This is a genomic window from Haladaptatus sp. DJG-WS-42, assembly GCF_037198285.1.
Classification (GTDB): Archaea; Halobacteriota; Halobacteria; order Halobacteriales; family Halococcaceae; genus QDMS2.
The window spans coordinates 1,773,183-1,787,106 of sequence record NZ_CP147243.1 but is presented as its reverse complement, the minus strand read 5'-3'; the positions used below and the strand labels follow the sequence as shown (position 1 = coordinate 1,787,106).

Genomic DNA, 13,924 nt, shown 5'->3' with positions numbered 1-13,924 from the left:
TCAAGTGATTACGATAATCGACAAACAACCGTATTGACAAACAAAGGTATACCAGAGGGTGTGACAACTGTGGCACGCCAAATTTCCTGAATCAAAACTATTCTGCGTCTCCCGTGTTCAATCCTGCATTCTGTAAATGCCTCTGATACAAGGGATCCATCGACGGAAACATCGACTGCAAATATTCTTCAGGGTCCTCATCTTCGGGAGGAGTATACTCGATTGCTATTGAACGATCGATTCCCATATCCATCATCTTCAGATGCGCGGGATTTGCAGATCCTCTCTCCAACCGTTTATCAAAGTTCAACATAAATGAATTGTCGTACCCCTCCATTTGACGGAAAATGTCGCATAGTATTTTATAATATTTGACAAACAGATATTGAACATCTTTTCGGATGGTTTTCATGACGTTCTTAATTGAGGTGGAGACATATTTCTCATTCAGTGCATCACGTCGTAGCGAGATCATCTGTTTGTAATCCTTAGCGGTTATCCAGTGGTATCCTTGGTATAGACTGAGAATCAGCTTGTGAGAGTGTAAATCAGAGGGGCCAACATCCTCGACCCCTCCTTCCGGATCTTCAGCGAATTTGAAAATTGTATTCAACATCCGAGTCACCCTGAAAAAGTCACTACGCATGTTTGAAGGGTGAATCTCCCAAATGTCTTGATTGTCAACTACATTAGTATATAATTGATTCTGTAGAACGGGGTCAACTGTCGGGTTTTTCTTTAGAATTTCTGGTGGAATCGCCAAATCATCTAAGACTGGGGCGAGACGCGCTTCTATTTCAGAAACCTCCTCCGGAGAAACACCCTTTTTCTCTAGATATGAGCCCATATCCTTACTATCTTTCAAATACTTGTTCCTGAGAAGTGTAATAGTATACCGCACTCCTTTGTCTTCAATTCGATTAATATCCTCATCATCAACCTTCTCTATCAACTCTGAGCGGTTTTCAGAGATTGCCTTTCTTGTAGCCGACTTCACTTCTTTATTTGTTGATTTTCCAATCCTGTCAGTTGCCCACTCATCATCTTCTCTGTCAATATAATATATGGTCCCATACATTTTCTCCCCAACTCTACCAACTCTTCCTAATAAATTCTCAAACTCATGGTCGGACAAGACATGATTATTACCCTTTGATGGATCCAATATGTACATCTTTTCCGCAGGTAAATTGACCCCTTGAAGTAGCGTAGAAGTAGATGCAATTGCGTCGATCTTTTCTTTCTTGAACAACGCCTCTATTTCCTCTCTAGCAACTTGGGGAACACCACTGTGGTGAAATGCAACACCTTGCTTCAGAGTTTGCGCTAGGGTGTACTCTTCGTGAATTGTCCTTTCAAGGTAGTCAATTAGACTCTCACACCTGCCAGAGATCTCCTGTTTATTTCGTGATTCCGCCAACCCTTCTGCCAAAGATTCTGCGGTCCGCGTCAAGGGAGAATATACTAAGGTTTGTCCGCTTCCGCCATACTCCTCATCAAACTTCCTCACAGCCTCTTTTTTCGGCCCACCAATTGTGGAGTAACTCAGTCCAGTTGGTCTGGTGATTTTTTCCTCTAATGTGGTACCAGACGGACTTTCAAGGGTGAGGTATATTTTGTTATCACGCTTATGGAAGGTAAAGTTGGCTTCAATGTGGACAGCAGGATTAAACATCGATTGAATGTCACTTGCATCTCCCTTTACGACTTCTTCTAAGATTTCAGTGGGGTTACTAATGTTAGGCCCTGCCGCTAATATCTGAGCAGAGTCCCAGATCTCTTCCAGGTTCCCCATTACATCCTCAAAAAGTGGCCCTCTGCTCTTACTCTCTAATTCCTGAATTTCGTCAAGGAAAATCAAGTCAAAATCGACTTCTTCATCATCTTCGTAATCAAACAACTGTAGGCACCGTTCTGGTGTTAACACCAAGAGGTAGCTGTCGCCCAGTTCATCAAGATATGCTCCAGTCCGTACTTCAACATCGTCGGACAACTTCTGCTTGAAGTCTGAACTGACCTCCGAGATCAAGGCCCTTGATGGCACTAAATATATTCCCTGGAATTCCGAATTTTCTTCAATTTTATAATTAATATACGTCTGTAGAAGGAACGACTTCCCCGACGAAGTAGGTCCAGAGAAAACGAAGTAATCTTCATCCAAGTTTGCCCAAACCCTTTTTTGAAACTCAGTGAAGATTATCTCGTCATCAAACCGATAGAACTCTTCTGTGAAATTGATTTCTGCGTCTAACAGCGATCCCGCTTCTGTAATCTCAATCACATCGCCCTCAAATTGGTCTGCAAGGGCGTTAGCAGTCGGGATATTTCCAAGGCGAGAAAGAATTGTATATAGATACCTGCGATAGAGCGGCTCTTGCTCTCCTTCTCGTTTGGACACGTATAGTAAAACAGCAAACGAGAGTGCCTTCTTTCGATGTTGGTCATCATCACTATCTGCTAACAGTGAGCTAATCCAAGCAGACTTTTTCAGATCTTTATCCGAAACCTGAATTTCGTATTCCTGTCCAATATCTTCGAAGAACACCGACTTCGTTAGTTCGTCAATTGATTTTACAAACACTTCCATTCTAGCGGCCGAAGAAAACGTAGTCATGATTCAACCTCGGTCTTGGAGTCGTCTGAATCATCTTCAGGGGAGATGGCGGGCCCAATACCCGGAACAATCGAAGTCAACATGCGCTTCCTGAATTCATCCAAATCCGCGACGGGTAATATGAGAAAGAGTAGGTGAGCTCGATTAATTCTATGATGACCTTGCTCAACCTGATTGTCGATTTTTGAAATATAATCTTCATCCTTCAGAATCTCAGATATTTCATCTTCAATTTCGTCGATGGATTTGGTCACATCCTCCACATCTTTCAAATCCTCCTGACCGTAACAGATGAACACAGGATGGAATATGGGGAAATCAGAATAACCTCCATCAACCATTACATCCGCAAGATAATCGATCTGTTGCTCGTTTAAATTCCGGCTGATATTCTTAGGGGCAAGACTTAATTCCTGCTCCATATACCTTCGAGAATTCTCGTTGTGGAAGTCACCTATACTCTCAACAGCAGCCCTTACACCATCGGTTATTCCGCCATAGATCTTTGCCTCGCCAACTCCAATGTGTTCACGATCTTTGAATTCACCAAAGAAGAGGTTGTCTGAGCCATATACCTCGTGTTGGTAGTTTTGCTTGTAGATGATCTTGTGGGAGATCATCGGAATGTCAAAATAGCCATCGACCAGCAAGAAAAGAAGGAATTCACCAAGGTTCCCATCTCTTTGGTAGTCCTTATTGAAGCCCGCTTTCTGCTGAGCCCTAACTGCAGGAGATTTCCCTTTATCAAGCAACTCTTGTTTTTTCTTAGATGGGAATACGTAGTCGGCGAATTTGTCTCCAAGATATTCTTCCAATCCCGAGTAATTGAACCCAGATTCTAAAACTTTGATCGAATACCCATGGATAATCACATTCTCGTCCTCATCATCCATAGATTCATAGAAGAAATTGTCAAGTTCGCTGGATTTGATGATCGTAGAGTCCGACCAATCTGCTCCCGAGGAAGTCATTCGTCCAGCATCTCACAGCGTGACAACATATTGTTTTTGGACAATCAATACTCCGTGACTAGTAGTTTTTTGGGTAGCAATCCTCCTAACGCGGAGATTCGAACCCTCTTCAAGACGAAAAAATCGCGTCGTCTGCTTGCCCCATATGAGGCAAAATGACTTAAGAAAGATCTGCTCCTCGACATAGATGCGTTCGGGACGGTTGACGGAAATCGGTGCATCGTGACCGAATACTCGCCCCGTCACGGACGATCACAACCATGAGTCCAAACAATCCGACTGATGAGCTACAGCTGTACAACCCGCAAACCCCCTTTTGCAATGAAGGAGGGGTGAACAATGAATAGTGTCGAGCTAAATGAGCAGCAAGAAATTCTTGTGAATTCGATTACGAATTCGCCCGAGGATTGGGTTGCACCCGATGAACACACCATCTACGTACGAGAGACAGGTGATCACACTGCCGACGAAATGGTGAAGATGGCAGAAGAGTCGCTTGACTTCTCAGTTCTCACAGCTATTGACCAAGAACTGGAAGACAAATATGTTGAATCATTTCTGCATTTCATTCGAAACAAGGACGTATGGACTGTTCAAAAGGAAACACCGCAAGCACAGTGGCGTCACATTCGGGAGATGTATGATGAGCGTGGTAGGAAGAAAAAAGCCCGTCTTGCGGCTGTTGAACAGCTTCAATCAGAGTTTACATTTGCTACGATGCGGGAGGCAGAGAAGCTGTACTGGTACAGAGATGAAAAGGGCGTTTTCGAAGACCAGACTAAGCAATTACTCAAAGAGCACTTAGATAAGGTACTCCAGGAATTTTACTCAAAAACTGAAGTAAACCATCTCATTGATCGAATCAAAGCACAAACCTACGTAGACAGGGACGACTTCCGACAGCCAGATACCAAAATCTGTGTAGAGAACGGAGTTGTTGACCTCACAACTGGAACCCTCGAACACCACAGCCCAGAGCACCATTTCAGATGGCATCTTCCAGTTGAATACGATGGGGATGCAGACTGTGACGAATTTCAGAATTTCCTTGGTCAAGTTTGTCCTGCTGAAAAGGTCCCGATGCTGCAGGAGTTCGTGGGCTATTCTCTACAGCCCAAAATGGATCAGAAGAAAGCAATGGTCATCTTTGGTCCGACAGACGCAGGAAAGAGTGTTCTCCTCGATGTGATCCAGTCCTTGTTCGGGTTTGAGAACACAACCAATCTATCGGTACAATACCTCGCAAACGAGAGATGGGGAGAAGCCGAATTAATTGGGACTCCCGTAAACGTCAGCGACGACCTCAGTACTAACGATATTAGGAACGGAGGGAAGTTCAAAAAGCTGGTTGCAGGTAATGGAATGACTGCGGAAAGAAAACACGAGAAACCCTTCTCATTCAGACCTCGCACCAAGCACATATTTTCGGCAAATCGTGCTCCAAAGCATCAGGCAGACGATGATGGGTTTTGGAACAGATGGTTGACCATCGTCTTCCCGAACAGCATACCAAGATCTGAACAGGACCCACAATTGACTAAGCGGCTTACTACGTCTGAAAGTTTGTCAGGAGTACTCAATTGGGCCATTCAAGGCTTTCAACGCTTGGAAGAACAGGGTAAGTTCTCAAACGAGCCCACGCCAGCGGAAAGTCGAAATATATGGGACAGATACGGAAGTTCTGTTGAGCAGTTTTACCAGAATTGTCTTGAGCGTGATAGTGGAGCGTTCGTTACAAAATCAGACGCATATACCGCCTACAAGCAGTATACAGACTCAGAGAATTTGGAACCTGTTTCAAAGCGGGAATTCACCTCTCAGTTGAAGCGTCGTAACACGGTTGGCGAAAGCCAAAGACGAGTTGACGGTGAGAAACCACGAGTGTTCACAGGGATAATGCTACAGAAACAAGCGTGACAGATGTGACGATGTGACTTCGCATCATACCATTGGCAGATATTCAAAACGACCCCATGAACCACCTCCTCGTCGGAAGACAGACTTCCGAAAAACAGGCCGCGTCAGTGTGATTACTCGCCAATTCTAACTGTGCGAAATCACCTACAAACTATCGAGATAATCTCTTCGCTGTTCCATTTTCTCTTCCTCGGTGAGTTGTGAGTAGTGTTTTTCGAGCGTTTCAGGGGATGAATTCACTCGATCTGAAACGACCTGTTTTGGAACGTCGTTCCTCAAGAGATGCGTGATCGATCCTCTCCGAATATCGTGAGGGGACACACTCGAAGGGCACTTGCTTGCCTTCGTATAGGTGGCCGCCTCGCAGGAGTTGGGGTTGCGATCATGCGGACACTTCTCGTCATAGGCACAAGGACGAGTCGCGGCATACACCATCTCTCGAATTTTCGAACGGTGCATTCGACCATAGCGAGTCGTGAATAACGGCTCTCTCCCGTGATCATCCTTGACGGCATCTCGGTTGACACAGATGTAATCCTGGAGTGTCTCACACACCTCTTCCGAAAGAGCGCAAATTCGTTCTCCACTCTGCTTATTCTTCAGAGTGGTCCCTGTCTTGGGACGATGGCGGATTGATAGAGATTGATTTTCGGGATTGAAGTCCCCTATATCAATGGCATGTGCAGCACCCATTCGACAGCCGGTGTGCCAAAGGACAGTGAATAGTGCGTGTCTTTTCGATGCGTATTCGAATTTTCTGAGATACTCAAGCATTTTCTCGGCCTGCTCAGCTTCGAGTATACTACTACTGACGGCTTCCTCGTCTTCAACCGTCGGTATTAGTATCTTGTCGTGCAAGCCTTGTTCGACTCCATCAACAGCCTCACAGAACTTCACGAAAACGCGGAGCGTAGAGAGTTGACCTTTCAACGTAATCGTCTTCAGATCCCCGTCTTCTTTTCTCCACAAACGGTATTTGTGGAGTGATCGAGCAGTCAAGTTATTTAGATTCGAGATCCCCTCTTGAGCACACCATTGGACAAACGGCTTGAGTCGGTAATGGTAGCCCTGTAGGGTCTTCTCTGATACTTCACCACTCCGTTGAGCGGTGAACATTTCCTTTGCTTCTGCGGGAGCGAGTGGTTCGAGTTCGGACATTGTTGCTCTCCGCAGAACACCAATTGTGAGTTAGCTGAGTCCCGGACGGCGGTTGACTGAGGGTTTTCGTCCCCCGGTTCAAATCCGGGAGGCGGCATTTTCCTGCGAACAACGTGAGCAGTGAAAATGCTCACGAGCGATTTGTATCCTGAAAGACGAGTGGAACGAATCTTTCATCGGTTCACAATCCGGGAGGCGGCAGTTTCTACGGCCGACAACACGAACGAGCGCAGCGAGTGAGCTGTCGACCGTGAACATTCTATCGGAGCGCGATTTGAAGCAGGGAGCGAGCGGTGCCGAGTGAAACGAAGCCCCGTCTCTCTCCCCATGTTGAGTACGTCGCGGTGAAACGACGCTCGAACTCACAAAATGCCACTATCGGTGGGAAGGCGAGCCAATAGAGTCAGCAATTTCTATCGGAGAACGAGACGGTTCTCGTAAAATGCGACTGGCCACAAGCGGTAACCGTGGCACACGGAAACCCACAGCCATGCGAACCTCAACACTCATCTTGGCGTTTGGTGCGGGACTGTTCGTGCTGCCAATCCCGGGGACGTTCATCGGTGGCGCGTTGGTGTTGCTCGTTGGCCTCGTCGTGCGGTGGCTTGGAAACTGACGCGAGCGAGGACGGCGAAAGACGAAAAAGGAACGTGAGATACCGAAAACCGCAATCCAGTGAAGTTCAGCGAAGCGAGATGTCGATGCTCTTGGTCTGCGTGTAGTGATAGACGGTTTCGCGGGCGCGCTCGCGGCCGATACCGGACTGCTTGTAGCCGCCAAACGGCATCCCGTCTGGGAAGTCGTTGTACTGATTTACCCAGACCGTCCCGGCTTCTAAGTCACGGGCGGCCTTGTTCGCTTTTGTGAGGTCGTCGGTCACGACCCCGGCGGCGAGGCCGTAGTCCACGTCGTTTGCGAGTGCCATCATCTCGTCGTAGTCGTCCCACTCGAACACTTCGAGGACGGGGCCGAAGATTTCCTCTTGGACGGCCTCGTGGTCGTGGTCGATATTCGTGATGAGTGTCGGGGAGACGAAACTGCCTGCTTCGAGGGCATCGTCCTCGGGTGCGGCGCCACCCGTGAGGATGGTCGCGCCTGCGTCACGCGCCTTCTCGACGTACGAAAGCGTGCGTTCTACTTGCTCCGTTGAAACCTTTGGCCCCATGCGCGTGTCGTCGAGCAGTGGGTCGCCGATGGTGAGACTCTCTGCAGTTTCGGTGAGTTGCTCCAAGAACTCCTCTGCGATGTCTTTGTGGACGAACAGGCGCGAGCCAGCCGTACAGCACTCACCGGTGTTGTAGAAGATGGCGATGTTCGTAATCGCGACCGCCTTTTTCAGGTTGGCGTCGGGGAAGATGACGAGCGGACTCTTCCCACCGAGTTCGAGCGTCACGTCCGCGACGCGGTCTGCGGCGTTTTTCATGACCTGCTTGCCGATTTCCGTCGAACCGGTGAAAGCGAGTTTGTGCACGCCCGAGTGTTTGGTGAGCGGTTCGCCCGCGTCCGGGCCGAAGCCGGTGACGACGTTCACGACGCCGTCGGGGAGCACGTCGTCGATCTCGGCCATGAGCTTGAGCGCGGTGAGCGGCGTTTCTTCCGCTGGTTTGAGTACAATCGTGTTGCCCGCGGCGAGCGCAGGGGCGAGTTTCCACGACGCCATCAGGAGCGGGAAATTCCACGGGATGATTTGGCCAACGACGCCGAATGGCTCGTGGACGGTCTGAATCTGGCGCGGGCCGTCGGACGGGACGGTTTCGCCTTCGAGCGAGCGCGTCACGCCCGCGAAGTAGCGGAAGTGTTCTGCGGCGAGGTAGACGTCTGCGCGCGCTTCGTTGATTGGTTTGCCGTTGTCGAGAGTTTCGAGTTGCGCGAACGCTTCGCGGTTGGCGGAGATGCGGTCTGCGATGGTTTCGAGGAGCTTCTGGCGTTTCGCGGGGCCGGTCTGTTTCCACTCCTCGTCGAACGCGGTCTGGGCGGCCGTTACGGCGCGGTCTACGTCGTCTGCGTTCCCGGCTTGGAGTTCTGCGAGTACGTCTCCGGTGGTCGGGTCGCGGGTTTCGAATGTCTCGCCGGAGGCGCTCTCGACCCACTCGCCGCCGATGTAGAGACCGAGTTGGTCTGGAACGACCTCTGCTGCCGTGTCCGCGTGGCGGTCGCTAATCGTCTGTCTGTCCTCAGGTGCGTCTCCAGACTCAGTGGTCATTGTAGCTGGATATGGACGGTCACCCGGCTTAAGTGTGAATCCGCACATGGGCGGAAGGAAACCGATTATAGTTACAATGAGTCGGATACGGCTGAAAATAGGGAGAAAATGGTTACGTTGTGTGCCACGCAACCAACTGACGAGCGCGATACAGTGCCGAAACTGCCAAGACCAACAGAGTAGCGTGCTGAACTGACGATTACACACATTATTTGCCAAAATTGCCCAAGTGCGAGCAATAAGTAGCCATTTGTCGTTCGAAAGTCGGTATATGTCTCGTAGATTTTCAAATCTTGAAACTGTATTCAGAAGACTTAACAGTGGCAAGTCCCTCGATCCAAAGGTAATGGCGAAAGGTAACGTTGATTTCTTCAACGACACAGGCGGTTACGGTTTCATCAAGACGGACGACGCAGACGACGACGTATTCTTCCACATGGAAGACGTCGGCGGCCCGGACCTCGAGGAAGGGCAGGAAGTTGAGTTCGACATCGAGCAGGCCGACAAGGGTCCACGCGCAACGAACCTGGAGCGTCTGTAATCATGGCGAAAGGTAAAGTCGACTTCTTCAACGACACCGGCGGCTACGGTTTCATCAAGACGGACGACGCAGACGACGACGTATTCTTCCACATGGAAGACGTCGGCGGCCCGGACCTCGAAGAGGGGACCGAAGTCGAGTTCGACATCGAGCAGGCCGACAAAGGCCCTCGCGCGAAGAACGTCACCCGCCTGTAAATCGGGTTTTTCGTTCAGAACTAACTACTAAACTTTCTCAGAGTATTTTACGGCCGTGAGCGCCGCGTGCGGAATTCGAGCGACGCATCCAGCGTGTGACCAGTGAGCTACCGCCACGCAAACTTACTTCCCGCGTTCGTCCGAGGGTGTATCATGGCATCAGCTATCGAAGACCATCTCGAAATCAGTCAGCTCAAACACGAATACTGCCATCTCATCGACGACAACGAGTACGACGCGTGGGTCTCGCTGTTCACCGAAGACGGCTCGTTCGGGCGGGCGGGAGAAGACCGGGCAGAAGGCGAGAAAGGGCTCCAGTACTTCGCAACCGAAATTTTCGATGAGATGTACGACCACACCGCCCACCTGCTCATGAACCCCGTCATCGACGTGGCGGGCGACGAGGCGACCGGTCGCTGGTATGTGTTGCTCATGTACACCGATAGCGAGGGTACCCAACAGTGGATGCAAGGGCGCTACGAAGACGAGTTCGAGCGCGTCGATGGCGAGTGGAAGCTGTCTGCGGTGACGGTTGTTCCACAGACGAGTGGGTCGCTCTAATCAAAAAAATGCTCGCGGGATTAGCTTCCCGAGAGATGTTCGCCGATCTGTTCGAACTCGCGCATGAACGTGTCCATGTCGTAGTGCTGTGCGTGCAATATGGCACTGTAGCGAGCCGTGTAGCTCGCAAGCGTGAACAGTTCGGCTAACTCAGCGTCCGTTGCTCCGTTCATTTCTGCGGCCCCTTTGTGGAAGGCCACGCAGTACGGACACTTGAGATTGGCCGCGACCGCAAGGCCAATCAGTTCTCGATATTTTGCTGGTATCTCTGTCTCTTCTACAGCGTATCGCTTGAAAGTGGGCCACTCAGCGATGACATCTTCCGATGGTAGTGCTTCGAACCAGCCCGGCACGATGCCAAGCGTCTCTTTGATGTCCTCGAGTGTTTCGTCGTACGACGGCCCTCGTTTGGTTGCTGTTGCCATAGGCTGTCCTCATGTGTTGTTACTGTGCGCAACCCGTGTCGCGAATTGTCACGCACAGGACACTCCTTCCACGGTGATCTGCGCTATCCGTACGATCACCGCTAGCAAGTACGACACCGAACGCAAAGATTCCATCCCTACGCGTTGAAGATTCGGAGAGTCACGGCGTGCTGTAACTCAGTCGTCTATCTCGGTCATGCGGACGGTGAGGCACGGGACCGGCGAGCTGCGGACGACTTTTTCGGTGACGCTCCCGAGGAGGTACCGGCCGAGTCCTTTTCGTCCGTGAGTCCCCATCACGACGAGGTCGATGTCGTTGTCCTCGATGTAGCGCAGGATCTCTCGGTGGGGCGAACCGCTCTCGATGGTCGTTTCGGTGACGATGCCCGCTTCGACTGCTTGGTCTTTTATGTCCGCAACAGCCTGTCCCCCGTTTGTCTCGAGGGTGTCGATGATGAGGCCCACGTCCACTTCGGGGGCGAACGCGGCGGTGTCGATGACGTAGAGCGCGTGAAGCGTCGCGTCGTAGGTTGAAGCAAGGTTAATCGCCTGCTCGATAGCCTTTTGCGTGCCGGCGCTTCCGTCAGTGGGGAGCAAAATGTTTTGGTACATACATGAGTTACAACCGGCGGGATAATAGTAGTGCACCCCGATTCCAGCCCATTGAGATTTACTTCAGGTAAAGGCAACCCTTTCAGGCGATTTTACCCTTGCTATCACAGGTTACGCTACGTTTAATATCTCAAAGCACTTATAAGGATGTCGGTAACCTACCATGCGAATCAACGACCGCTTTGACGAGATGGACCGCCTGATGGAACAGATGCGCGAGCGAATGATGCGCTCGCCCCTTGGCGGCATGGAGTGGAGTGACTTCACTCCCGAATTCCGCCACGCAGGGAGCAACATGACCCTCGAAACCGACGAGGAAGGCTACGTCGTCCTCGCGGACATGCCGGGCTTCGAGAAGGAAGAACTCGACGTTCGCTTCGACAACAGCGTGCTCACGATTACGGGCACCCACGAGGCAACAGACGAGTACACCTCCCAGCGCCGCCAGGTGCACGAGCAGATGACGATTCCCGGCGAGATTCGGGAAGCCGACATCACCGCGTCGTACCGCAACGGCGTCCTCGAAATCCACCTCCCAACCGAAGAAACGATGGACGACAGCAGCCACCGCATCGAGATTAACGACTGAGGAAACGCGAAGCGTTTGCGAGGGTTGGCAACTTCGTTGCCTGAACTGAGCGAACTGTCTCACCGGACGGCGGGCACCCGACGCTATTTAACTGTCGTTGCGACAGTGTTTCATTGCAGTTTTTCGATTTTTACAGACACACAGCGGGAGCGACCGCCTCCCTCAACAAGGAAAAAGGTGCGAAGTTATGCGTCGAACGGCTCTCCCTCATCACGCAAGATGTCTTCGAGTGTGACGTCTTCTACGTCTTCTTCGAAGTCTTCGAGTTGTTGGTCTTCGTTAACCACTGCCAGTTCTCGTTCAGCCTCAGCCGCGAGCAGTTGTTTCTCCTTCCGGAGGCCCTTCTTTTCTCGGCCACGTTTTGCATCTGGCATAGACGAATGCTATACGTTACCAAACTACTTGAATCTGCGTTGCCGGGCAAAAAACGACCAACGTGTTGGAGTTGCTGAATAGCCGAATTTACTGAATGAGCGCAGCAGGTGGCCCGCCCGCGAGGCGGTCGCGGTCGTGCGGCGCTTCGAAGTCGAGCACCGGCCCCTTCGGGATGATTTGCTTCGGATTTAGGCTCTCGTGGGTCGTGAAGTAGTGTTCTTTGATGTGTTCGAGGTTCACCGTCTCCGCGACGCCGGGGGTCTGGTAGAGGTCTTTGAGGTAGTTCCAGAGGTTCGGGTAGTCAACGATGCGCCGGAGGTTACACCGGAAGTGGGTGACGTACACCGGGTCAAAGCGCACGAGCGTCGTGAACATGCAGATGTCCGCCTCGGTCAGTTTGTCCCCCGCGAGGTAGCGCTGGTCTGAGAGTACCTCCTCCCAGTGGTCGAGACTGTCGAACAGTTCGGTGACGGCGTTCTCGTAGGCCGTCTGTGAATTGGCGAACCCAGCGCGGTAGACACCGTTGTTGATGGGTGCGTAGATGGCCTCGGTGATGGTATCCACCGCCTCGTGGGAGCCCTCGGGGTAGAGCGTCACGTCGTTTCCGAACGCGGCGAAGGCGGTGTCGAGCATCCGGAGGATTTCTTTTGACTCGTTGTTGACGATGGTACCCGTTTTCTTGTCCCAGAGAACCGGGACGGTCACGCGCCCAGTGACGTTCGGGTCGGCAGCGAGGTACGTCTCACGCAGGTAGTCGAAGTCGTTGAGTGAATCTGCGGTACACCCGGCTTTGTCGGGCGTGAACTGCCAGCCGCCTTCGTCGCGGTAGGGGTCAACCACGTCCATCGAGACGACGTCTTCGAGGCCGCGGAGGCTACGGATGAGCGCGGTGCGGTGTGCCCACGGACACGCCCACGAGACGTAGAGGTGGTAGCGCCCGGCTTCGGCGGGGTACGCAGCGTCTGGGTCGGCTTCCACCCAGTCGCGGAACATCGTGGACTGGCGCTCGAACTCGCCGGACTCGTTCGTCGACTCGTAATGATGGCCCCACTCACCATCTTTGAACATCTTCATGGGCGGTGCATAGGAGTGAATGCGTATAACGACACGCAATCGTGTGAGCGATTCGCACGAAATCGGGCGTGTGAGCCCCATCTGTTGCCGTCGGTTCGAAGGGTTTATTGACGCGGTAGGCGTCAGCCTCCAGTAGTAACCATGGCCGACAAACCTGCCTCGATGTACCGGGACATCGACAAGCCGTCGTACACCCGACGAGAGTACATCACCGGAATCCCCGGTTCCAAAGTCGCACAGTACAAGATGGGTGCCGTGGACGCAGACCCTGACGACTACCCAGTCCAGATCTCCCTCGTCTTAGAGGAAGCCTGCCAGATTCGCCACGGGTCGCTCGAAGCCGCCCGCCTGAGCGCGAACCGCGCACTCATCAAGCACCTCGGTGAGGGCAACTACAAGATGATTCTTCGAAAGTTCCCCCACCAAGTGCTCCGCGAGAACAAACAGGCAACCGGTGCGGGTGCAGACCGTGTTTCTGACGGGATGCGCCTCGCGTTCGGGAAGCCAGTCGGCACCGCCGCACGCATCCCGAACGGTGAGCGCCTGTTCACCGCGTGGTGTGACGTAGACCAGGCACCTGTCGTGAAGGACGCCCTTCGCCGTGCCTACAACAAGGTCTCCCCACCATGCCGCGTCGTCGTCGAGCGCGGTGAAGAACTGCTCGTCGCCTAATCGGCCACGGACCAT

General features: G+C 51.8%; 15 protein-coding genes. 7 read left to right on the top strand and 8 right to left on the bottom strand.

Annotated elements, in window-relative coordinates; genetic code table 11:
• Positions 1 to 97 precede the first annotated feature (97 nt).
• Together V5N47_RS09800 and V5N47_RS09795 are read right to left on the bottom strand one after the other, a co-directional pair.
• Positions 98 to 2,614 carry a DEAD/DEAH box helicase gene (locus V5N47_RS09800; protein ID WP_338727192.1) on the bottom strand — a complete coding sequence of 839 codons (2,517 nt, stop codon included), beginning with the start codon at positions 2,612 to 2,614 and terminating at the stop codon, positions 98 to 100.
• Positions 2,611 to 3,585, bottom strand: a complete 975-nt coding sequence (locus tag V5N47_RS09795; protein ID WP_338727191.1) for a DUF1837 domain-containing protein — start codon at positions 3,583 to 3,585, stop codon at positions 2,611 to 2,613. The genes V5N47_RS09800 and V5N47_RS09795 overlap by 4 nt, the downstream gene beginning before the upstream one ends.
• Before the next feature lie 339 nt (positions 3,586 to 3,924).
• Here V5N47_RS09795 and V5N47_RS09790 point away from each other — a divergent pair, with 339 nt between their 5' ends.
• Positions 3,925 to 5,502 carry a phage/plasmid primase, P4 family gene (locus V5N47_RS09790; RefSeq protein WP_338727190.1) on the top strand — a complete coding sequence of 526 codons (1,578 nt, stop codon included), beginning with the start codon at positions 3,925 to 3,927 and terminating at the stop codon, positions 5,500 to 5,502.
• A 144-nt stretch (positions 5,503 to 5,646) separates the two neighbouring features.
• Here V5N47_RS09790 and V5N47_RS09785 read toward each other — a convergent pair whose 3' ends face one another.
• The gene (locus tag V5N47_RS09785) at positions 5,647 to 6,660 is read right to left on the bottom strand and encodes a site-specific integrase (protein WP_338727188.1); all 1,014 of its coding nucleotides are present in this window, start codon (positions 6,658 to 6,660) and stop codon (positions 5,647 to 5,649) included.
• Between the two features lie 490 nt (positions 6,661 to 7,150).
• Between V5N47_RS09785 and V5N47_RS09780 the strand changes: the two genes are divergently transcribed.
• Positions 7,151 to 7,276, top strand: a complete 126-nt coding sequence (locus tag V5N47_RS09780; protein WP_338727186.1) for a hypothetical protein — start codon at positions 7,151 to 7,153, stop codon at positions 7,274 to 7,276.
• A 66-nt stretch (positions 7,277 to 7,342) separates the two neighbouring features.
• Here V5N47_RS09780 and V5N47_RS09775 read toward each other — a convergent pair whose 3' ends face one another.
• Positions 7,343 to 8,863 carry an aldehyde dehydrogenase family protein gene (locus tag V5N47_RS09775; protein WP_338727184.1) on the bottom strand — a complete coding sequence of 507 codons (1,521 nt, stop codon included), beginning with the start codon at positions 8,861 to 8,863 and terminating at the stop codon, positions 7,343 to 7,345.
• Between the two features lie 346 nt (positions 8,864 to 9,209).
• On the opposite strand from V5N47_RS09775, the gene V5N47_RS09770 reads away from it, so the two are divergent.
• The 3 genes from V5N47_RS09770 to V5N47_RS09760 all read left to right on the top strand — a co-directional run bounded on the left by V5N47_RS09770 (position 9,210) and on the right by V5N47_RS09760 (position 10,162).
• Entirely contained in the window at positions 9,210 to 9,404 is a 195-nt protein-coding gene (locus V5N47_RS09770) for a cold-shock protein (protein WP_338727183.1), read from the top strand.
• A gap of 2 nt (positions 9,405 to 9,406) precedes the next feature.
• On the top strand, positions 9,407 to 9,601 hold the full coding sequence (locus V5N47_RS09765) for a cold shock domain-containing protein (protein WP_332897977.1): 195 nt from the start codon (positions 9,407 to 9,409) through the stop codon (positions 9,599 to 9,601).
• Between the two features lie 153 nt (positions 9,602 to 9,754).
• Positions 9,755 to 10,162, top strand: coding sequence for a nuclear transport factor 2 family protein (locus tag V5N47_RS09760; RefSeq protein WP_338727182.1), 408 nt, complete (start codon positions 9,755 to 9,757; stop codon positions 10,160 to 10,162).
• A 20-nt stretch (positions 10,163 to 10,182) separates the two neighbouring features.
• Here V5N47_RS09760 and V5N47_RS09755 read toward each other — a convergent pair whose 3' ends face one another.
• Positions 10,183 to 10,587 carry a carboxymuconolactone decarboxylase family protein gene (locus V5N47_RS09755; protein WP_338727181.1) on the bottom strand — a complete coding sequence of 135 codons (405 nt, stop codon included), beginning with the start codon at positions 10,585 to 10,587 and terminating at the stop codon, positions 10,183 to 10,185.
• A gap of 177 nt (positions 10,588 to 10,764) precedes the next feature.
• Positions 10,765 to 11,199, bottom strand: a complete 435-nt coding sequence (locus V5N47_RS09750) for a universal stress protein (protein ID WP_338727179.1) — start codon at positions 11,197 to 11,199, stop codon at positions 10,765 to 10,767.
• A 163-nt stretch (positions 11,200 to 11,362) separates the two neighbouring features.
• Between V5N47_RS09750 and V5N47_RS09745 the strand changes: the two genes are divergently transcribed.
• Positions 11,363 to 11,788: an Hsp20/alpha crystallin family protein gene (locus V5N47_RS09745; protein ID WP_338727178.1), complete on the top strand. Its 426-nt coding sequence runs from the start codon at positions 11,363 to 11,365 to the stop codon at positions 11,786 to 11,788.
• Between the two features lie 185 nt (positions 11,789 to 11,973).
• Here the strand turns inward: V5N47_RS09745 and V5N47_RS09740 are convergent, their stop codons facing one another.
• Both V5N47_RS09740 and V5N47_RS09735 read right to left on the bottom strand, forming a co-directional pair.
• Complete coding sequence (locus tag V5N47_RS09740) at positions 11,974 to 12,162, bottom strand: hypothetical protein (protein ID WP_338727177.1); 189 nt, start codon at positions 12,160 to 12,162, stop codon at positions 11,974 to 11,976.
• An 88-nt stretch (positions 12,163 to 12,250) separates the two neighbouring features.
• Entirely contained in the window at positions 12,251 to 13,237 is a 987-nt protein-coding gene (locus V5N47_RS09735) for a glutathione S-transferase family protein (protein ID WP_338727176.1), read from the bottom strand.
• Positions 13,238 to 13,378: 141 nt separating this feature from the next.
• Between V5N47_RS09735 and V5N47_RS09730 the strand changes: the two genes are divergently transcribed.
• The gene (locus V5N47_RS09730; RefSeq protein ID WP_338727175.1) at positions 13,379 to 13,909 is read left to right on the top strand and encodes a 50S ribosomal protein L16; all 531 of its coding nucleotides are present in this window, start codon (positions 13,379 to 13,381) and stop codon (positions 13,907 to 13,909) included.
• Positions 13,910 to 13,924: the final 15 nt, after the last annotated feature.